17 protein-coding genes are annotated in these 20,914 nt (G+C 31.3%); 8 read left to right on the top strand and 9 right to left on the bottom strand.

The window, feature by feature from the left end; all coding sequences use genetic code 11:
* Window positions 1-550 precede the first annotated feature (550 nt).
* Together JM172_RS08715 and JM172_RS08710 are read left to right on the top strand one after the other, a co-directional pair.
* Entirely contained in the window at window positions 551-1,324 is a 774-nt protein-coding gene (locus JM172_RS08715; protein WP_214481800.1) for a tyrosine-protein phosphatase, read from the top strand.
* Between the two features lie 221 nt (window positions 1,325-1,545).
* Entirely contained in the window at window positions 1,546-2,466 is a 921-nt protein-coding gene (locus tag JM172_RS08710; protein WP_214481799.1) for an NAD-dependent epimerase/dehydratase family protein, read from the top strand.
* Window positions 2,467-3,032: 566 nt separating this feature from the next.
* On the opposite strand, the gene JM172_RS08705 is transcribed toward JM172_RS08710, so the two are convergent.
* Window positions 3,033-3,452, bottom strand: a complete 420-nt coding sequence (locus JM172_RS08705; RefSeq protein ID WP_214481798.1) for a hypothetical protein — start codon at window positions 3,450-3,452, stop codon at window positions 3,033-3,035.
* A 298-nt stretch (window positions 3,453-3,750) separates the two neighbouring features.
* Here JM172_RS08705 and JM172_RS08700 point away from each other — a divergent pair, with 298 nt between their 5' ends.
* Window positions 3,751-4,182: a GNAT family N-acetyltransferase gene (locus JM172_RS08700; protein ID WP_214481797.1), complete on the top strand. Its 432-nt coding sequence runs from the start codon at window positions 3,751-3,753 to the stop codon at window positions 4,180-4,182.
* Between the two features lie 330 nt (window positions 4,183-4,512).
* On the opposite strand, the gene JM172_RS08695 is transcribed toward JM172_RS08700, so the two are convergent.
* Window positions 4,513-4,965, bottom strand: coding sequence for a hypothetical protein (locus JM172_RS08695; protein ID WP_214481796.1), 453 nt, complete (start codon window positions 4,963-4,965; stop codon window positions 4,513-4,515).
* A gap of 370 nt (window positions 4,966-5,335) precedes the next feature.
* Here JM172_RS08695 and JM172_RS08690 point away from each other — a divergent pair, with 370 nt between their 5' ends.
* On the top strand, window positions 5,336-6,403 hold the full coding sequence (locus tag JM172_RS08690) for a GerAB/ArcD/ProY family transporter (RefSeq protein ID WP_214481795.1): 1,068 nt from the start codon (window positions 5,336-5,338) through the stop codon (window positions 6,401-6,403).
* A gap of 659 nt (window positions 6,404-7,062) precedes the next feature.
* Here JM172_RS08690 and JM172_RS08685 read toward each other — a convergent pair.
* The 3 genes from JM172_RS08685 to JM172_RS08675 all read right to left on the bottom strand — a co-directional run bounded on the left by JM172_RS08685 (window position 7,063) and on the right by JM172_RS08675 (window position 10,540).
* Window positions 7,063-7,824 (bottom strand): CAP domain-containing protein, encoded by a 762-nt coding sequence (locus JM172_RS08685; protein WP_214481794.1) that lies wholly within the window; start codon window positions 7,822-7,824, stop codon window positions 7,063-7,065.
* Window positions 7,825-8,289: 465 nt separating this feature from the next.
* The gene (locus JM172_RS08680) at window positions 8,290-9,363 is read right to left on the bottom strand and encodes a nitric oxide synthase oxygenase (RefSeq protein WP_214481904.1); all 1,074 of its coding nucleotides are present in this window, start codon (window positions 9,361-9,363) and stop codon (window positions 8,290-8,292) included.
* 397 nt (window positions 9,364-9,760) lie between these two features.
* Window positions 9,761-10,540 carry a CAP domain-containing protein gene (locus JM172_RS08675; RefSeq protein WP_214481793.1) on the bottom strand — a complete coding sequence of 260 codons (780 nt, stop codon included), beginning with the start codon at window positions 10,538-10,540 and terminating at the stop codon, window positions 9,761-9,763.
* 995 nt (window positions 10,541-11,535) lie between these two features.
* On the opposite strand from JM172_RS08675, the gene JM172_RS08670 reads away from it, so the two are divergent.
* Both JM172_RS08670 and JM172_RS08665 read left to right on the top strand, forming a co-directional pair.
* Entirely contained in the window at window positions 11,536-12,441 is a 906-nt protein-coding gene (locus tag JM172_RS08670) for a M15 family metallopeptidase (protein WP_250886581.1), read from the top strand.
* Between the two features lie 1,006 nt (window positions 12,442-13,447).
* On the top strand, window positions 13,448-14,194 hold the full coding sequence (locus JM172_RS08665; RefSeq protein ID WP_214481791.1) for a YdcF family protein: 747 nt from the start codon (window positions 13,448-13,450) through the stop codon (window positions 14,192-14,194).
* Between the two features lie 173 nt (window positions 14,195-14,367).
* Here JM172_RS08665 and JM172_RS08660 read toward each other — a convergent pair whose 3' ends face one another.
* From JM172_RS08660 to JM172_RS08650, 3 genes are all read right to left on the bottom strand, one after another.
* A complete protein-coding gene (locus tag JM172_RS08660; RefSeq protein WP_214481790.1) occupies window positions 14,368-15,147 on the bottom strand; it encodes a CAP domain-containing protein in 780 nt (259 codons plus the stop codon).
* Window positions 15,148-15,969: 822 nt separating this feature from the next.
* A complete protein-coding gene (locus JM172_RS08655; RefSeq protein WP_214481789.1) occupies window positions 15,970-16,749 on the bottom strand; it encodes a CAP domain-containing protein in 780 nt (259 codons plus the stop codon).
* A gap of 989 nt (window positions 16,750-17,738) precedes the next feature.
* A complete protein-coding gene (locus JM172_RS08650) occupies window positions 17,739-18,518 on the bottom strand; it encodes a CAP domain-containing protein (protein WP_214481788.1) in 780 nt (259 codons plus the stop codon).
* A 409-nt stretch (window positions 18,519-18,927) separates the two neighbouring features.
* On the opposite strand from JM172_RS08650, the gene JM172_RS08645 reads away from it, so the two are divergent.
* Together JM172_RS08645 and JM172_RS08640 are read left to right on the top strand one after the other, a co-directional pair.
* Entirely contained in the window at window positions 18,928-19,149 is a 222-nt protein-coding gene (locus JM172_RS08645; protein ID WP_214481787.1) for a hypothetical protein, read from the top strand.
* A 98-nt stretch (window positions 19,150-19,247) separates the two neighbouring features.
* Complete coding sequence (locus JM172_RS08640) at window positions 19,248-20,474, top strand: NADH:flavin oxidoreductase/NADH oxidase family protein (protein ID WP_214481786.1); 1,227 nt, start codon at window positions 19,248-19,250, stop codon at window positions 20,472-20,474.
* A gap of 217 nt (window positions 20,475-20,691) precedes the next feature.
* Here the strand turns inward: JM172_RS08640 and JM172_RS08635 are convergent, their stop codons facing one another.
* Window positions 20,692-20,910, bottom strand: a complete 219-nt coding sequence (locus JM172_RS08635; RefSeq protein ID WP_214481785.1) for a hypothetical protein — start codon at window positions 20,908-20,910, stop codon at window positions 20,692-20,694.
* Between the last annotated feature and the right edge of the window lie 4 nt (window positions 20,911-20,914).

The raw sequence follows: 20,914 nt of genomic DNA, 5'->3' as shown, positions 1-20,914 counted from the left end.
CACAGTACTTGATTTTTAAGAATAGTAATCTCGGCTTCGAGATAAATTTGTGAATTTTACATAAAAATGAGCATAACAATAAATACATGAGACAATCTTGGTGTTTGCCAATGTGATGAGTGAGGAAATTACTGAATTTTAATCAACTGTATTATTGGAGAAAATCCTAAAAGGAAAAAGTATAGGTTTGATTTTTATTGAGCTTGTAAAAAATCAAAAATTAAGGCTTTATATTTTTTTCATCGCATATAATCGTAGAGTCCAATATTGCGTTTCTTTACGAAACAAATAGATACTGTTTTAGTAGAAGGCATGAAGCTTGGACAAACAGGTCCAGAAGTATGTCCTAAGGTCTTATAAAGCCATATATGCAAGGGTGTAAAATGAGTTTTGAATCTTATATTTAAAGAGTGATAAAAACGCAAATTGGCTTAAGAATAAATGGCAATGTAGTAATAATGAGCTATTGTTGTGCGTATATTGTTAAATCAATATTCCCATAACGTTGAAATAGAGCAATTAATATAAAAAAATGGAGGGAGAGGAAGGGATGATTGTCGATATCCATAACCACATTTTATATGGATTAGACGATGGGGCTACAACATTAAAGGATACAATTGATATGGCAAAGAAAGCTATTCAATTTGGAATAAGCCATGTTGTTGCTACGCCTCATCACGATTTAAAAAAATACTATAATCCTCCAACAAAAATATATGAAAAAATAGACGAAGTTAATAGACTATTAAAATCTGAAAATATGCCGTTAACGGTTTGTCCTGGTATGGAAATTGGCATATATGAAGATATCATTAAAGATCTAGAGAGTAATAAGCTCATATATTTGAATGATTCACATAAATACTTGTTAATTGAATTACCAAATGAATATATACCTCGTTACACTGAAGAAATATTTGAAAAATTAAAATTTATGGGATACGTACCGATCATTGCTCATGTTGAAAGGAATGCTGAAATTCGAAGACACCCAACTAAATTATTACATTTAATTAACCAAGGTGCATTAGCGCAAGTTACAGCTGCTAGTGTAATTGGCTTATTGGGACATAGATTACAGAAAGTAACATTAGCATTAATTAAGCAAAACCTTGTTCATTTCATAGCATCAGATGCACACAATACAAATACTCGATCTTTTGATTTAGTATGTGCATACAAGTTTCTTGACAAAAAATTATCAATACATTATTCGAACTATTTCAAGGAAAATGCTCTTCATATTATTAAAGGAACACCTATTATAACGGCTGTCAAATTACAAAAAAGGAAGAAATTATTATTTAATTTAATACGGTAAATTCAGCTTCTCATAACGTACACAAATAAGATTGTTGTTTAAAGACTCTTTTTGCATTCATTGTGAATTCGAACAAAGATATCTATGTGAAAATTAAGTTTTTACACTCATCAAATTATTGGTTAAGAAAGGATGTTTTCGTCTGGATTTTTATTTTTAGAATGAAAAAGGCTATTTAAAGGAGAGCAATTAAAGCTATTTATATGAAAGGGGGTAGGATTTTGAAAGTATTAGTCACCGGGGGAGCAGGATTTATTGGTTCACATATTGTAGAAAGACTTGTGCGAGAGAATTATGAAGTTTCTGTAGTAGATAATATGTCAAATGGGGCAAGGGAGAATATTCTTGGACATGTATGTGTTCATCAAGTTGATATTACAAGCTCTGATCTTGAAGATGTATTTTCAAAAGAGAAACCGACATTCGTTATTCATCAAGCGGCACAAGCATCTGTCCCTTATTCAATGGAAAATCCGTTGGACGACAGCAAAATGAACATACAAGGTACAATTAATTTACTGCAATGCTGTATCAAATTTAATGTAAAAAAAATCATTTTTGCGTCAACAGCTGCGGTATATGGTAAACCTCATACGATTCCTGTGGATGAAAGTCACGTACTCCGCCCAAAATCGTTTTATGGTGTGTCGAAGTTATCTGCAGAAATGTACATTCAGTTATACGAAAGTATGTATGGGCTCAAATATTGTATTTTAAGATATGCTAATGTCTATGGGCCAAGGCAAGGAATGAAAGGTGAAGCTGGCGTTATTTCTATCTTCTTAAACAAAGTCCTTGAAAATGAGCGGATTGAAGTTTTTGGTAATGGTGATCAAACGAGAGACTTTATTCATGTTAAAGATGTCGCAAACGCAAGTTATCTTGCACTAAGCGGTGGTGATAATCAAATAATGAATATTAGTACAGGGAGTCAAACGTCAATTAACGAACTAATAGATTTGTTGTCAAAGGCTATGAATAGAGTAATTAAACCTGTGTATGTGACAGCAAGAGAAGGTGATATTAATAAGAGCTATTTAAGTAATAGTAAAGCACAAAAAATGTTAAATTGGTACCCAAATTTCCAACTGGAACAAGGAATTAATAATACTTTAAAATACCTGAATAAGGTAGGAGAATAATAGATTTGTAAAATAGATAAACAAATGGAAAGTCAAAAAGATAACACCTAATGGATACGTATCCAGATTAGTGATTTGAAGTTACTTTATTTGGTACTAACATTGTTATAAATATTAATTGTTAGATAAGTAAACTCTTCGTTTTTTGTCTTTTAAACCGCGTTTTATATAATCGATCTTCAAATTTATTGTTTTTCTGACTATGCTTATGCATTTTATCACAGTAAAACACTCTTTTCGTAGGCTTAATGGTATTTTATTTAAAAATGGACAAAATGAAGAGTTCTATAAACTTAATAACTGTAAAAATAGAAAAGTACTATCTTGGAACGTATAGCAACAATCAATGATAAAACAGCCTAGTAAAACTGTTGCATTGATTTAAATCTGATTTATCATTAAAATTAACAATATAGATTATGAAAACATCCTTTTTATTTGTAGAGAGTTAGTAGCACTTATATATCATTATTCACTTTGAGTTACAAAACAAATTTGCATACAGGGAAAGAACGATGATCATAACAGAATGTATACTTTGGAAGTTATAATATGTAGGTGGCGTTTTAATTAGCGTTAACTGGGGTTAATAATTTTATGTAGATTTTTAATACTTCAATTAGTTCTTCATTTTCATCTATTATTTGGAATGTAGAGTATTTAAATGTACCTTTTAACAACGTATCATTTCTTCTGATTTCAATATCTTGATTGTTTTTTAATAATGTAAGAAAACCAGCAGTATCCCTTCTTAAATAGCTGATAATTAGATCTCCTGAATCGATATCGACAATTTGTATTTCGATATGATCATTATCATCATTTTCTAATACTACAATATTACTATCACAATATCCCTCATTCGTTTGGGGAATAATGGAGTGTAACTTATAACCAGCTTGCTCCTCTTCATATAAAATTGACTCTAATTCAACAAGGTTTTCCCGTTCTAATTGACCAGAGATTTGATAAACTTTGTAATCCATATACATACCTCCTACATTATCATTGAATGTACAATTCAACAAACAAAGAAAAGTTCCTGTTAAATTTTAAAAAAATTCTATTTTAACTGACCCCTTACCTTTAAAACCCATTGGTTAGACCAATCAATCTTTGCTTCCCCATATCATACCAACACAAATATCCTAAGACACGTTTAAATTAGGTAATCTTACATGCCAATGTGTTACCAAATTTTGATTGTATATGTGAACATTGAATTACAAATAAAACCATATCGTTTACAATAAACATAATTAAATCTAAAAGGTGTGAACGAAAATGGGAATTATTTTAGCAACAGAAAAGGATGTAGAATGGATTAATAACCAGTATAAGTTAGCAGGATTTGTTCCAAGTGATTTGAAAAACGAAATAGTTGCAATTGTAACTTACAATGGAAAAAAAGCAGGTGTAGGACGCTTAGTTCAAATTGATAAGGATAACCTGGAAATGGGAGGTGTTTATATTCTTCCAGCTTACAGAGGGCATAAATTAGCACAAAAGCTAGTATCTTTTTTAGTTCAACAAGCAAGAAAAGCAGATGCTCCTAATGTTTATTGTATACCCTTTGAAAATCTTGGAAACTTTTATAAAAAATATGGATTTAAAAAAGTTGATCTTCAAGAAGATGAAATTCATGAAACGATTATTGCTAAATATAACTGGTGCTTACAGGAATACGATAAAAATGTGTTGTTGTTTAGATTATAACTGAATAAGGTCAATACGTTTATGAAAATAAGTAAGAGATATTGCATAAGAGGAGTATACTAATGGAGGTTCTGTAATTAATCTCATTTCTAAATATTACTATCGTTTTCATTCAATTAAACAAGCTGGAGAACACTAGCTGAAATGGGCAGAGGGAGAATCATAGAATTTTAACAAGAGGTTTATTTAGAACACCATTAAGAGAATAGCTTGAGTAGTGGCTATATTTTGTACTAAAAAATCAAGAGAAGGGAGAATAAAACTTTATATAATGACATGATGTTATGAAAATAGCCCTACCGTTAGAATTGAGTAGGGCGTTTTATATGATTATTTACTTGTATGATAAGTAGTTACGTTAATGCATCTGCAATTATTGTTAAGAGTGACGAGCGATTCTCCTGTTCCATTATGTAAGATAGATAGACGATACATGTGACAACCGAGAGGTGGGTGATCACAGACTGTATTGTTTGGAGTTAATGTGTATAATTGTTGATCTCTTTCGTCTACAAGATTGTAACTACATAAAGTTGTAGTAGTATGACCTGTAATTCGCTCTACAACATAATTTACATTAACTACTTCACCACTCCCGACAGAAGCTTGTATGCCTACCATTGTGTCCACTTTTGCAATCATATCTATATCTGTGACATGAACCATATCTGTAGTTAAAACGATAGGCATAAAGGGAGTTCCAGTCTCTAACAATGTGAAAGGAGTATTTTCACACTTACAGAATATTTTGCTGTCTTTCCCTTGGCAATAACAATTTGTCATTACATCTATCTACTAACTAGTTAATGAGTGATTACTTAGATGTGAAACTGATAATTGTCTAGGAATCGAAATTTTTTTCTTAGACTAATGAATTGATTATTCGGGTTACTTATAGCAATGAGTTCATTATTATTGTCTAGAATTAATTAATAAAAGCTCCATTTTATAATTAATTGTTGAACGGAGTGGTTTGGGACAATGTAATGTATACCATTTAATATGGGAAGAAGAAAAGTTTGTGTGTAAAGCATATTAATAATATTCTTCTATTACGTAAAAGTCATTGTATTTTTATAATAATAAAATACTGGAATTAGTAAAAAATATTAATATTACTATTATTGGATTACCTTACTAATAGGAGAAGCATATGCAAGAAAAACTACAACCTCATCAAATATTTGCTCTTATTTATATGTGTCAAATCAGTGTAGGTATATTTAGTTTACCCCGCATAACAGCTGAAGCATTTGGAACAAATGGGTGGCTTGGAATTGGATTAGTGTCCGTATTTTTTGTTGTACATATACTTCTTATCGGCTTAGTCTTTAGTTTTGGAAAGGGACGTACAATTTTTAATATTATGGATGTACTACCGAAGTTCCTTTTATGTCCACTTTATATTTGTGTTGCATTGCTTTATGGTGCCCTTGGAATATTGATAGCCAAAAATTTCCAATTAATACTCAGTATGCTTTATTACCCGAACATGTCTATTTTATTTGTTGTCTTAATGGCTATATTAACATATTGGCTTGTTCGTAGAGGAATTTATCATATCGCTAAAGCAACAGTTGTATTTTTTTCAACGATATTAATCGCGCTCCTATTAGGGTTTCATATACCAGAATTTTCGTTCACAAGATTAACTCCATTTTTGTTTGAAGGGGAAAAGGAAGTATTAATGAAAGGGAACCAAGTAGGCTTACACTTTCTAGGTGTTGAGATTGCTTTACTTTTTATACCTTATATTTCGAAACTGAGTACTGCTGTGAGACCTATATTATTTGCTCATCTCTTACTCACATTTATTTATCTAGCTACTTGTTTTATATCGTTTGGATTTTTTAGTTTTGAGCAATTAGTAAATGATGTATACCCTGTTATAACACTGCTTGAATATGTTGAATTTCCAATTGTCGAAAGAGTTGAAGGTTTTGTTGTTAACTTATTCATGTTTGAAGTCCTAGTTACCATTGTCTTATTTTTTTGGGGAGCAGACCAATTTTTACAGCAAGCTTTACCAAAAATTTCACCACGCTTATCAATACTATGTTTATTAGTCATTTCTTCTTTAATCACAGCGTTTATAAATACAAGGAGTGAATTAGAGCTATGGATATACTGGCTCCGATCAGGTGAACTATTAATAGCAATGCTGTTACCCATTTTTTTGTTAATTCTTCTAGGAGTACACCATTTATATAGAAACAAGTGAATGTAGGAGTACGAGTATTTATTAGTTGTTTTCGTAATAATTATTGCTTTTCGTGAATGATATAAGCACGTACAACTAACATCAGTTGCATCTTTTCTTCTTCTCTTGAGCTTTTATAAAAATCATCAAAAATCCATTGTTAATAAAAATTACAACATAGTTTACAAAAAGAGCCATGGGTTATTACCAAGAAAAAACAGCTCTCATGTAGAGCTGTTTAGTAAAAAGTGTAATGGATGTGTCTTGATTTTTAAAAAAGAGTGACTAATATTCAATGATCATAATTTAAGTCCAAAAAAATAGTCCTCTTCACCCTGTGAGAGAAAGGACTAAAATGAAAAAGAGAAAAATTGTTTCACCACTTAGTAAGTATTATGAACTATAAATATGTCAGCAGTGTGCTGAAAGTGTGACAATTTTGTGACATTTTACTGACGAATAAATATCCTATAAATTAACATGTTATCCATTTATTTTATTTATATAAGTACGATATTTTTAAAACTTTTTTCAATCTAATTCGTTTAATTAATTGAGTAGGAAATATGATAAACATTATTTACAATGTTGCAGATAAAAAAAGTTAGTATTTCTATAAATTCTAGCTATAGAAATACTAACCGTAATTACACTACGTAATAATTAAATTGAATGGCTATTTATTTACCGATAAACATTTGAGTCCAGTAATTTCCTTGCTCAACATATCCTACACCAATGTGAGTAAAACTTGAGTTAAGGATGTTTTTACGATGACCTTCACTGTTCATCCAAGCATTTACAACTTCCTGTGGTGTTTTTTGACCGTATGCAATGTTTTCTCCAGCTGACTTATAAGTTATACCGAATTTCTTCATCATATCAAACGGAGAACCATATGTTGGACTATTATGATCAAAATATTTGTTAGACTGCATATCAGCAGACTTAGTACGAGCAACTTTACTTAGACTCTCGTCTATTTTTAATGCAGGAAGTCCGCTTTTAGCACGTTCTGCATTTGTTAATTCAACTACTTGAAGCTCAAATTGACTTAATGCTGAAGATTCCTGTTGTGGTTGTTCTTCCTGTGGCTTTTCAGGCTGTGTTGGTGCACTTGTCGGTGGTTGAACAACAGGAGCTTCTTCTATAGGTGTATTATTCGATTGTTCTTCAGTAGATGGTTGAGTTGGGATGTCAAGCTTAATATTGTACTGTTCGCTCAATTGTTGTAACAATTGTTGAATCATTTCATTTATTGTTTCTTGTGGGATCTGTGAATGTACTTCATACTTTATAATTGGTTTTATTGTGGTTTGATTACTTTCTGCTGAACTCATCCCTGGTGAAGCAAATTGATTACTTTCTGCTGAACTCATCCCTGGTGAAGCAAATAATAGAGTCATAGCAGTTGCGGTAGATAGTAATATTCCTTTTTTCATAGTGTTTATTCCTCCTCGGTGTTTAAGAAAATTGTATCTAGTTTTATTTCTCTCTTACATCAACTATATCATGCAATTTTTGTAATAATTAAGGGAGAACATGCCAGTGACATATATAAGGAAGTTCTAATCGTTTTAATTCGATGAAAACGATGATTACTTAAGTGAATATAAGACATTTCCAAATAAATCCATCAAGATTTATCTTGCTATTAAAATCCATCAAAGATAAATATTACATTTAATTGACGGTTGACATATTTTCTATTACTAACTTTTAAGACAATTTCATTACAAATTGTTAACAAGCACTGTTATATGTTTGTAATATTATAAATAGGATTAAGGTAAAATTTAACAAAGAGGTTAGGTGAGGGGGTGCTGAACTTCTTGTTGAACATTAGAAAATCGTAACTCTATATACATGTTCGATGTACTGTTAATGAGTTACGATTTAAATACTAATTATAAATTAAGATTTTCCTGTTTAAAGAAGTTAGGCGTTATAAGTGCATTATTATATTCTTTGTGAAAAATGTGAGTTGTTGCAGGGGATACAGGTGGGATTAGCCATGTCCAATCCCCAGTAACTTGTCTCCCGCAAGCTCGTTCTTTTTGTTCAAACATCTTAAATTGTTGACTTGCAGTATGATGATCAACAATACTAACGCCATCACGTTTATAAGAGTGTAACACAGCTGTATTTAATTCAATAAGTGCTCTGTCCTTCCAAAGATTAGCTTGCTTTGTCGTATCAAGTTCCATTAAAGATGCTAACTTGGGAAGTAAATTATATCTGAGTTCATCTGCGAGGTTTCTTGCTCCAATTTCTGTTCCCATGTACCACCCGTTAAATGGAGCAGCTGTGTATTGTATACCTCCAATTTCTAATTTCATATCAGCGATAATTGGAACAGCATACCATTTAATATTTAAATCTTTAAACCAAGGATATTCTGGATGTTCTAAATGTACTTCAATGACTTTTTCTTTAGGGATATGAAAAAACTTAGGTATGTTATTATTTATTTGTATGACAATCGGTAATAAATCAAAGTGTGTACCTTCACCTTTCCACCCAAGCTGTTGGCATTGTTTAGTGAAGGGGATGGAGCTTGGGTCTCCGATTACACCATTGTCCGTTTCATAGCCAGCGTAACGAATTAATTGATGGTTCCAGATCCTTATTTGCTCGTCTTTCTTCATTGGGTTAAAAATGGTTATGGTGGATCTAATATTGCCGTTGTTTGAAGCATAATCAATATGTTTAAACAATGCATCACTTATATCTTCTTCAGTTGTGAGGTGACGAAAATCAAAAACTTTTAGGCTGTCCCAAAAGAGTCTGCCAATACATCGATTACTATTGCGCCAGGCTACCTTAGCCCCATATTCTAACTCATCAAACGTGTGCGAGTAAGTGCCATGTTCAGTAATTTCTTCTTTTATGCACGTTATTCGATCATTCACTTCTCGTTCTGTTTTTTTAAATTCCGTGTAACATTCTTTAATAAATTTCTGTGCTTCTTGAAGTAACAAGTTGTTCAATGAATAGTCCTCCAGTTTTTCTACTTCACCGAAAGTGTAATAGAAATTAAGTTAAACTTCAAGCTATACATGAATATTAGCTGATAATGAGTTGGGGATGAGAATGTTAAAAGTATTTTCCGGTTAAGGTGAAAGTTTGAAGAATGCTATTGTAGGGGTTTACTTAAAGTTATTTTTCGCATTGATTATTGTTATTCTTTCCAAAATTTAATTGCGGATTGTATTAAAACTTGCAACATCTTGTACTTTATAATTTTAACAATTATAAATACCTTGTTTGCCATCTAAAATAAATAAATAAATAGGAACAAAGTGTATCATAAGAATAAAAAAGCCACCAATCTTCAAACTGTTCATTTGATTGGTGACTTTAAAGTTATGATTCTAGTTATTTACTAATAAACATTTGAGTCCAATAGTTACCTTGTTCAACGTAACCAACACCAATATGAGTGAAGCTAGAGTTTAAAATGTTTTTACGATGACCTTCACTATTCATCCAAGCATTCACAACTTCTTGAGGTGTTTGTTGACCGTAAGCAATATTTTCTCCAGCCGATTTATATGTGATACCGAACTTTTTCATCATATCAAACGGCGAACCATAAGTTGGACTATTGTGATCAAAATATTTGTTTGACTGCATATCGGCAGATTTAGTACGTGCTACTTTACTTAATTCCTCATCAATTTTTAACGCCGATAATCCATTTTTTGCACGCTCAGCATTCGTTAAATCTACAACTTCTTGTTCAAACTTGCTTAAAGCGCTTGACTGTTCAGTAGTTGGCTCTTTAACTTCAGTTTGTGGAGCAGGTTTAGAAGTATTTTGCTCAACTGGTTTTGGTTTAGCTATTTCTTGTTCAGGAACAGTTACATTTCCATTATTTAAAAGTTTTTTAGCTTCAGTTAAATCAATATTATATTTCTCAGCAATTTGATTGAGCATATCTTGTATATTTACATTGCCCTCTGTCATTTGCGTCATTATTTTTTGTAAATTTGGAGTCACTTGACCTTCATTAAATGTGATTTCTTGTGGGGTTGGACAATCTATTTTAAAATTAGAAGTATTATTATTTGGGTTACTAGCTGCAGAACTCATTCCAGGTGAAGAGATTAATAACGTTACAGCTGCTGCAGTTGATAATAAGAATGTTTTTTTCATATTGTTATTCCTCCTCGTTGTTTATCTTACATATCCACTATAACATCTCTTTTTTGTCATATTTATGGTTGAAATACCCAATATAAAAGAAAGAATAGTTAAATAACTGATAAAACATTGAGAGATCAAGGCTGAGCGACAGAGATAAAGGTTTACGTGCATATGGTGAAATACCATATATAAACATTAAAGAGAAATATTACATTGATATAAGTATTGACAACTTTTTAGATAGCACTATTTACTACAATTTTATTACAGCTTATTACATAATTTTGATGATATATAACATATTTGTAAAAAATGATGAGAAGGGATACATTGAATTCTTCTGAATTTTAGTAGATATGGATATAATATCTATATCGTGCTCTTTTTAAATGCGATTTAAGATTCTCCATAAACATATTTAGCCAAGTGGGGCAAATGTGGCGAAGAAAAGTTTGTACTATATACTATAAAGTCAAAATAATAAAAAAATCTGTTAGTAAATTCTTTTTCGATTTACACGACATAAACAAGCTAACAATGTCGGAAAATAATGCGCAGCAAATAGTTGTGCATTTTTTATTGGCTAAATTACATAACGCTTCATTTAAAGTCTCTTTTTATGACAATGAAAGCAACAATAAAATGAATTTGATTAAAGAAACGCATCACATCAATCAATTAGTTTAATTTGTCAAAAATCGAAGAGCATACAGTTGATATAAGAATGAAAAGGTATAAATATCGGTTTCTCTTTCGTAACAGATTTGCATAGAAAAGAGGTGTCTAAAAAGTATAAATGCAGACTTTAAGACACCTCTTTTCTATGGCATATAATAGTTTTGGCTAACTATATTAAAAGAATCTTAAGAAGTTCTTCATAGTTATATGAGCTTATAGTTAATAAATATCCAGTATATTAGTAGTAACTTAAAAATTACATTTGCTGAATGATTGACCCATTGAACAATACTAACAAATACTTATCACAAAGGAGGAAACAGAAGTTGCTTGAGTGGGGATATTTTTTAGTTTTAATAATATGTCTAAGTGTAGCAGCTGTAAATGTATTCGTTGACCCAATTATTGAAGATAATCAAAGAAATCAACCAATAAATGAAAATAATAATAAAGTCGTCAAAGTAGACGATATCAATACACATAAAAATGTAGTAGAACAACCTTTAAATAAATCACTCATTTATCAGGGAGATTTAGTCCTAATCAAGTCTCAATACCCTGTTCGTGAAGAAAGTGTAAGATCAGATATTGTAAAATTATCCAAGTATAAAGAATTAAAGCAGGGATATAGATTACGTAATACTAAAATTGAATTATCTAGAGATGTAGCACAAAGGTTTTCGCAAATGGTATATTTCGCTAAAAGAGATGGTGTTCGGAATTTCACAATTAATAGTGGTTTTAGAGGGTTTGATGAGCAAAATAGACTTTATAAAGAAATGGGACCAACGATTGCAATGCCCCCAGGCTATAGTGAACATAATGCCGGCTTATCACTTGATGTAGGTTCAACTAAAACGAAAATGATTCATGCAGCTGAAGGAAAATGGATTGAAAAAAATGCTTGGCGGTTTGGTTTTATTTTACGCTATCCAAAGGATAAGACCGAAATTACAGGTATACAATACGAACCGTGGCATATTCGGTATGTTGGTTTACCGCACAGCGCCATTATGTATGAAAATAATCTTGTTTTAGAAGAATATTTAGATTATTTAAAAGAAGAGAAGGTTGTTTCTGTCAGTGTGAACGGACTTAGTTATACTGTTTATTATTACCATATGACACAAATGAGCTCGGTAAAGTTACCACAAAACAAACGTTATGAGCTTTCAGGCAATAATATAGATGGAATAATCGTGACGATATACGAACATGAAATGGTAGTATAATTTATCACAAATATTTTTTTACAGTTGTTTGCTAACTTTGTACTTTACACAATTCAAATAGAAAATAGGATCACTAAACTATCAATTAAGGAGAGTTGAATGATGAAAAAATTAACAGTAGTATTCACTATCATTATCATCGCAGCAACGAGTAGTAAACACGTTTACAATAAGTTCTTTTCGTAACTTTGTTGCTTTGTTATTAAAAACAGACAATATGTTAAGTGTAAAGGGGAGGGGGAATAATATTTAAAATAGCAGAAACAGCATATACGAGACTTATACTTTTTACAACGGAAAGCAACAATCAATGTGAAAAAGAGACTTAAGAAAGCGTCTTAAGGTAAGATAAACGATAAGTGCAATTTAACAATATAATGTGCTAAAAAGCAATTCCTTCATGTAAAAGGCAATTGCTTTTTGTTTTGTAATTCATTTAAATTTGTGTGAGAGTCAATATGGAATAATGTGGATTATAATTGAGATTTATACTATATTATTATTAAGTAGACTGAAATGATAGCTGCTGAACATTGAAACTGACGTATTTTGGGTGTACAGTGGCTATTCTTGTATGGATAGTTTTTTTACGATAAAAATCAACACGAATTCAACTAGATATCGTGCAACTTTTTAGCTAAACGATGACTGTTGTGTAAATTCATGTCTTCATCTTCCAAATTAAGAACAATAGCACAAAAGTTTACGAGAGGCTCTATTCGTCAACATCTGTGATATTGAGACTTATTTAGTACAGTAATTAATGATTTTTTGCAATTGACTACATTTTATATGAGAAAAGATGCCACGAATGCTTGGTTTATACGTATTTAGTTCTTTGTACGAAAAACAACAATCAATGTTAAAACAGCCTTTAATAAAGCAGAGTCGTATTTGTTGACATACAAATCGCTGAATCAATGTCGAGCTAAAGATTTGAATAGTAGGAATGTTCTTTTATTTATTCAGTATTGTTTATGACATTTATGAAAATATAGGGGGTTTTATGAAAATTCTATTAAGAATTATATCTATAGCTTGTTTTCTTTATGCCTTGTCAATGATTTATATCAAAGGTCATATTGATATTGTAACGATTTTTTTATCGATTTTTGCATTAATTTTATTATTGAGCACATTTTATTATAAACAAGTGTTGCTTTATATCTCAAAAAGAAAAAAGCTTAGCTTTTTACTTTATTTATTTTTAGGGCTGTTTGTATTAATGAGCCTATCGTTCGAAATTCTTATGTATAAAGCACAAAATGATTCAATTCCTGCTGATATTGATTTTATTATAGTTCTTGGTTCGGGTTTAAAAGATGGTAAACCATCTGCAACTTTACAAAATAGATTAAATATGGCTTTCGATTTTATGAAAGAGCATCCCGACATACAGGTAATTACTACTGGAGGAACTGGTATCGGTGAAGTAAAATCTGAAGGTGAAGCTATGGAAGAATATCTAATATCCTTAGGTGTTAAAGAATCATTGATTATTCCCGAAACAGTCGCAACGAGTACATTTGAAAACTTACTTTACTCTAAAGGATTAATAACTGACTTTAATAATAATAATCGCGTAGCTATAGTAACTAGTGACTTTCATTTGCTTCGTGCTAAAATGCTAGCAAACCGTCTAGACTATGATGCATACGGAGTTTCTGCTAAAACCCCATTGTATGAGACAGTCTACTCGCATATTAGAGAGTATGCAGCACTCGTCAATTCGTTTTTCTTTAATAAACAATAAAGCTCCTACGTTGAAATATTTATACAAACTCGTTTTTTTAACAGAAATGGTGGCTTTCTAACTCAAGTAACTACAGTCAATGTAGAAACTACTCCAATAAAATAAAAAATGAGCTACTCTATTTTGTCATAGAATAGCTCATTTTTTAATAGTTTGTTAGCTTAGTTGTTTCATTATTTACCAATAAACATTTGAGTCCAATAGTTACCCTGTTCAACATAACCAACACCAATATGAGTGAAGCTAGAGTTTAAAATGTTTTTACGATGACCTTCACTATTCATCCAAGCATTTACAACTTCTTGAGGTGTTTTTTGACCGTAAGCAATATTTTCTCCAGCTGATTTATATGTGATACCGAACTTTTTCATCATATCAAAAGGCGAACCATAAGTTGGACTATTGTGGTCAAAATATTTGTTAGACTGCATATCAGCAGATTTAGTACGTGCTACTTTACTTAATTCCTCATCAATTTTTAACGCGGATAATCCATTTTTTGCACGCTCAGCATTCGTTAAATCTACGACTTCTTGTTCAAACTTGCTTAAAGCGCTTGACTGTTCAGTAGTCGGCTCTTTAACTTCAGTTTGTGGAGCTGGTTTAGAAGTATTTTGCTCAACTGGTTTTGGTTTAGCTACTTCTTGTTCAGGCACAGCTACGTTGCCGTTATTTAAAAGTTTTTTTGCTTCAGTTAAATCAATATTATATTTCTCAGCAATTTGGTTAAGCATATCTTGTATATTTACATTGCCCTCTGTCATTTGCGTCATTACTTTTTGCAAGTTTGGAGAGAATTGACCTTCATTCAATGTGATTTCTTGTGGAGTTGGACAATCTATTTTAAAATTAGAAGTATTAGTATTAGGATTACTAGCTGCAGAACTCATTCCAGGTGAAGAGATTAATAACGTTACAGCCGCTGCAGTTGATAATAAGAATGTTTTTTTCATATTGTTATTCCTCCTCGTTGTTTATCTTACATATCCACTATAACAGCTGTTTTTTGTCATATTTCTGGTTGAAATACCCAATGTAAAAGAAAGAATAGTTAAAAAACTAATAAAACATTGAGAAGTCAAGGCTGAGCTATAAATATAAAGGTATACGTGTATATATTGGAATACCATATATAAACATTAAAGATAAATATTACATTGATATAAGTATTGACAACTTTTTAGATTGCAGATTTTATTTCAAACATATTACATTAAGTAACATGATGTTAAAATACGTGTAATTATCATATAGGAAAAATTGAAAAAATAATTTATTTTTTCGGAGAAAATATTTAGTTATAGCCATGTTTGAAAATACCTGTTTCAAAATGCCAAGACTGTTATTAAATAAAATTTGATACAAATGCAATTTGACTTTAAAAAGTCTTCAGGTAAATTTTTAGGTACTTTTAATAGCCAGTTTTCACATTGATTGTTGTTTTGCATATTAAGAAACAAACCGTACACAACTAAAGTTCGAGGCAACATTACTTCTTAACAACGATGACAAACAATTTAAAACTGCTTTGATGGTATTAAATTGGTAACAATAACAACATAGTTTACGAAAAGAGCCAATCAATGAGAATTAAAACATGCTGATCATGAATCCCTACAGACTTAATATTTGGAACAAAGGTACCAAACAGAAGCTTAAGATATATAAAATTTATGTATGTACCATTTTATAATGTAGAATTAGAAAATTAATACGAAAAAAAGTTAGCTATTCTATATTTCTAAGAATAGCTAACTTTGAGATTAATAGTTTTATTATTTACCAATAAACATTTGAGTCCAATAGTTACCTTGTTCAACATAACCAACACCAATATGAGTGAAGCTTGAATTTAAAATGTTTTTGCGATGGCCTTCACTATTCATCCAAGCATTTACAACTTCTTGAGGTGTTTTTTGGCCGTAAGCAATATTTTCTCCAGCCGATTTATATGTGATACCGAACTTTTTCATCATATCAAACGGTGAACCATAAGTTGGACTATTGTGGTCAAAATATTTGTTTGACTGCATATCAGCAGATTTAGTACGTGCTACTTTACTTAATTCCTCATCAATTTTTAACGCTGATAGCCCATTTTTTGCACGCTCAGCATTCGTTAAATCTACGACTTCTTGTTCAAACTTGCTTAAAGCGCTTGACTGTTCAGTAGTCGGCTCTTTAACTTCAGTTTGTGGAGCAGGTTTAGAAGTATTTTGCTCAACTGGTTTTGGTTTAGCTACTTCTTGTTCAGGCACAGCTACGTTACCGTTATTTAAAAGTTCTGTTGCTTCAGTTAAATCAATATTATATTTCTCAGCAATTTGGTTAAGCATTTCTTGTACATTTACATTGCCCGCTGTCATTTGAGTAATTACTTTTTGTAAGTTTGGAGTCAATTGACCTTCATTAAATTGGATTTCTTGTGGAGTTGGACAATCTATTTTAAAATTAGAAGTATTAGTATTTGGATTACTAGCTGCAGAACTCATACCAGGTGAAGAGATTAATAATGTTACAGCCGCTGCAGTTGATAATAAGAAAGTTTTTTTCATATTGTTATTCCTCCTCGTTGTTTATCTTACATATCCACTATAACAGCCGTTTTTTGTAATAATACTGGAATAAATCACCTTAGTTATTTAAGCACTTAGCCAAAAGGCAGGATGAAAAGGTGAGACATACTGATAGATCAAGGTAAACAGGGAATATATAGTTTATAATTCATAATGGTAATTGTACCAAAATTAGTTAAGACAGAAAAATATTACATTGATATATATATTGACAACTTTTTAAATTGCAAATTATATTTCAAGCAAATTACATTTAGTAACTAAGTATTAAAATACTTGTAAAGAATATATAGTTAAAATTGCTATAATAATTTGTAGTGTTGAATTACTGTGATCATCCATCTTTGAAATTATATTTTTTGCATGATTTGAGCTAAGTTATAGGTTAGAATCTTCAGACATATTTTAACGTTCATATTAAGAGGCTGCTTTCGCATTGATTGTTGTTTTTCGTATTAAGAAATAAACTTTACACAACTAAAGTTCGTAGCATCTTTTCTTCTGAACAACGATGCCTAACAATATAAAACCACTTTTTTGGACTAAATTGTTAACAATAGCAACAAAGTTTACGAAAAGAGCCTTACAATAAGAATTAAAAAATACTGACATGAATAAAGGTAAGAGAGACATTGGTATATCATTGCAGAAAAATATCGAAGAATAGCTAAATTTATAACAAGTTGAATGAAGTTAAAAAGGGGCTATTTTCACATTGTTCGATATTCTAGTGAGAAGATATTAAATCAGGAAAAAACTAGTATTCGTAGCATCTTTTCTTCTATAAAATGATGTATGCAAACCTAATCATTGGAACAAAGGTATTGAACTGACAAAATGAAAAATGGATTCGAAAATAATTATGTAGAGACCATTTTTAAATGTAGAATTAAAAAGATTAATACGAAAAAAAGTTAGCTATTCTATATTTCTAAGAATAGCTAACTTTGAGATTAATAGTTTTATTATTATTTACCAATAAACATTTGAGTCCAATAGTTACCTTGTTCAACATAACCAACACCAATATGAGTGAAGCTAGAATTTAAAATGTTTTTGCGATGACCTTCACTATTCATCCAAGCATTCACAACTTCTTGAGGTGTTTGTTGACCGTAAGCAATATTTTCTCCAGCCGATTTATATGTGATACCGAACTTTTTCATCATATCAAACGGCGAACCATAAGTTGGACTATTGTGATCAAAATATTTGTTTGACTGCATATCGGCAGATTTAGTACGTGCTACTTTACTTAATTCCTCATCAATTTTTAACGCCGATAATCCATTTTTTGCACGCTCAGCATTCGTTAAATCTACGACTTCTTGTTCAAACTTGCTTAAAGCGCTTGACTGTTCAGTAGCTGGCTCTTTAACTTCAGTTTGTGGAGCAGGTTTAGAAGTATTTTGCTCAACTGGTTTTGGTTTAGATATTTCTTGTTCTGGAACAGTTACATTTCCATTATTTAAAAGTTTTTTTACTTCAGTTAAATCAATATTATATTTCTCAGCAATTTGATTGAGCATATCTTGTATATTTACATTGCCCTCTGTCATTTGTGTCATTACTTTTTGCAAGTTTGGAGTCAATTGACCTTCATTAAATTGGATTTCTTGTGGAGTTGGACAATCTATTTTAAAATTAGAAGTATTAGTATTTGGGTTACTAGCTGCAGAACTCATACCAGGTGAAGAGATTAATAATGTTACAGCCGCTGCAGTTGATAATAAGAATGATTTTTTCATAATGTCATTCCTCCTTGGTGTTTTGCTTACAACTCCACTATAACAGCTGTTTTTTGTCATATTTCTGGTTAAAATACCCAGTTATAAAGACAGAATTTTTAAAAAAACATATATAACATTGAGAGAACAAGGCTGACCCACAGGAATAAAGCTTTATGTACATATTTTACGATACCATATATATACATCATAGAGAAATATTACATTGATAGACCTATTGACAACTTTTTTGATTGCACTTTTTGTTACATCTATATTACGATTAGATACAGAGCAGTAAAAAACTTGTTACTTCGTAAACTTCCTGTCGTTTAGCTTGTGATAATGTATGGTTAACTTTTATTTGGACGTGACAAACTTCCTTTACATAATATATTAGCATGTAAGAAAAAGGAGGTTTGCACGATATATGCAGTATCAGCAAATGGGCACTACTCAAGCTCAGAATATCGCTAATTATCAGCAACTATTTATGCAACATGCTGCACTAGCAGAGCACTACACTCGTCAGATGATGGCTTTTGCAAGTAATTCTAGTTCTTACTATAGATATGCTGAGCTAGTTTATTTTCATAAATCAAGAGCGATTAGATACAAAGGATTATTCTCAGCGACACCGTTTATACAATAAAAATCATCAGGTGGAAAACATTATCCACCTGATTATAACGGTTTATAGGTCATCTTATATTATTTACATAACATATTGAAACCAAAGGAGTGAAATTTGTGGATTCAGTTCTTTTCAAAGAATTTACATTAAACAATGGAATTAAAATAAAAAACCGATTTTTCAAAGGTGCTATGAGTGAGGCTCTCGCAAATAAGCATCATCAACCTACTGAAGCAATTTATCATTTATATGAAACGTGGGCGCGAGGTGGCACGGGAATAGTTGTGACTGGTAATGTCATGGTGGATAGAAAAGCATTAGGTGAAACGAGAAATGTCGTTGTTGAAGATGAAAGTATCTTACCTTTTTTAGAAAAATGGGCAGAAAAAGGAACAATAAATGATACACACTTATGGATGCAATTGAATCATCCAGGCAAGCAAGCTCCAAAAGGTGTCGTAAAAGAAACAGTTGCTCCATCAGCGATTCCGTTGCATGAAAGTTTAAGTAGGTTTTTTCCTCACCCTAGGGAAATTACAAGCTCGGAGATTAATGATTTAATTCGTAGGTTTGGTAACAGTGCTAAGCTAGCAAAAAAAGCAGGGTTTACTGGTGTGCAAATTCACGGAGCACACGGATACCTTATTAGTCAATTTCTATCTCCAAGACATAACCAACGTAATGATGAATGGGGAGGAGATATAGATGGTAGAATGAAATTTTTAATAGAAATATATAGAGAAATAAGAAATCAAACTGGATCGTTTCCGATAAGTGTGAAGATGAATTCTGCTGACTTTATGAAAGCAGGTTTTACTGAGGAAGAAGCGATGTATGTCGCTAAACAGTTAGAAATAGAAGGAGTAGACTTGTTAGAAATTTCAGGAGGTTCATATGAAAATCCTCAAATGACAGGAAGAAATGTGAAGGAGAGTACAAAGGTTAGAGAGGCGTATTTTCTTGATTTTGCTGAAAATCTTAGAAAAACAGTACATATGCCATTATGTGTTACAGGAGGATTCCGGTCAACGATAGGAATGGAAAATGCAATTCAATCTAATGCGACAGATTTTATAGGAATTGCTCGTCCACTAGCAGTTTATCCAGACTTTCCACGTTTAATTGCAAACAAAAGTCTTCAAGAAGTCGTCTTACCTCAAAAGAAAATCGGGGTGAAAGGCATTGATAATAAGGTGCCATTTGAAATAATATGGTATTCACAACAAATGAAGAGATTAGGGCAAGGGAAAAAGATAAAACATAATCATCCTGTTTGGCTTTCACTACTTCAGGCAGTGTTGAAAAATGGCAAGGAAGCTATTCAACAACAAAGAATAAAATAACAGCTTTTTTAACTTTGTTGTTCATGTTCTTAAATTTTATCTTTCTATAAAAACTCTTTTCGTATACTTTATTGCTTTTTTTTACTTGCAATTTGTAAGTTTTTAAGAAGAAAAGATGTTCAAGTATGTTAGCTCTTTCGTGTTTAGCTGTTATTGCGAAATTAACACTTAGAAGAGACATATATATAAATAGCATGTATAACTTGTATGTTTTAATTTATTCATTTGAAACAAGCAAATAAAAAGAACCATCTCTATTTTTATCTGGAGATTGGTTCTTATGCTTATGCTTGTGCTTATAAACTAAGTCTTTTTTCGTTTTCGTTTTCCGTGTTCTCATATCAGCAAAAACAAAGGGGCTCCTGTTTTCTTCGGGGTTCCTTTTTCCTTCTCTTATTGCTTTCAGCCGAATCTTTTTTGCTTTAGATTGTGCCAAAATA

This window comes from Bacillus sp. SM2101 (genome assembly GCF_018588585.1).
In the GTDB taxonomy this organism is placed as follows: Bacteria; Bacillota; Bacilli; order Bacillales; family SM2101; genus Nanhaiella; species Nanhaiella sioensis.
This window is presented reverse-complemented; position numbering and strand designations above follow the sequence as displayed.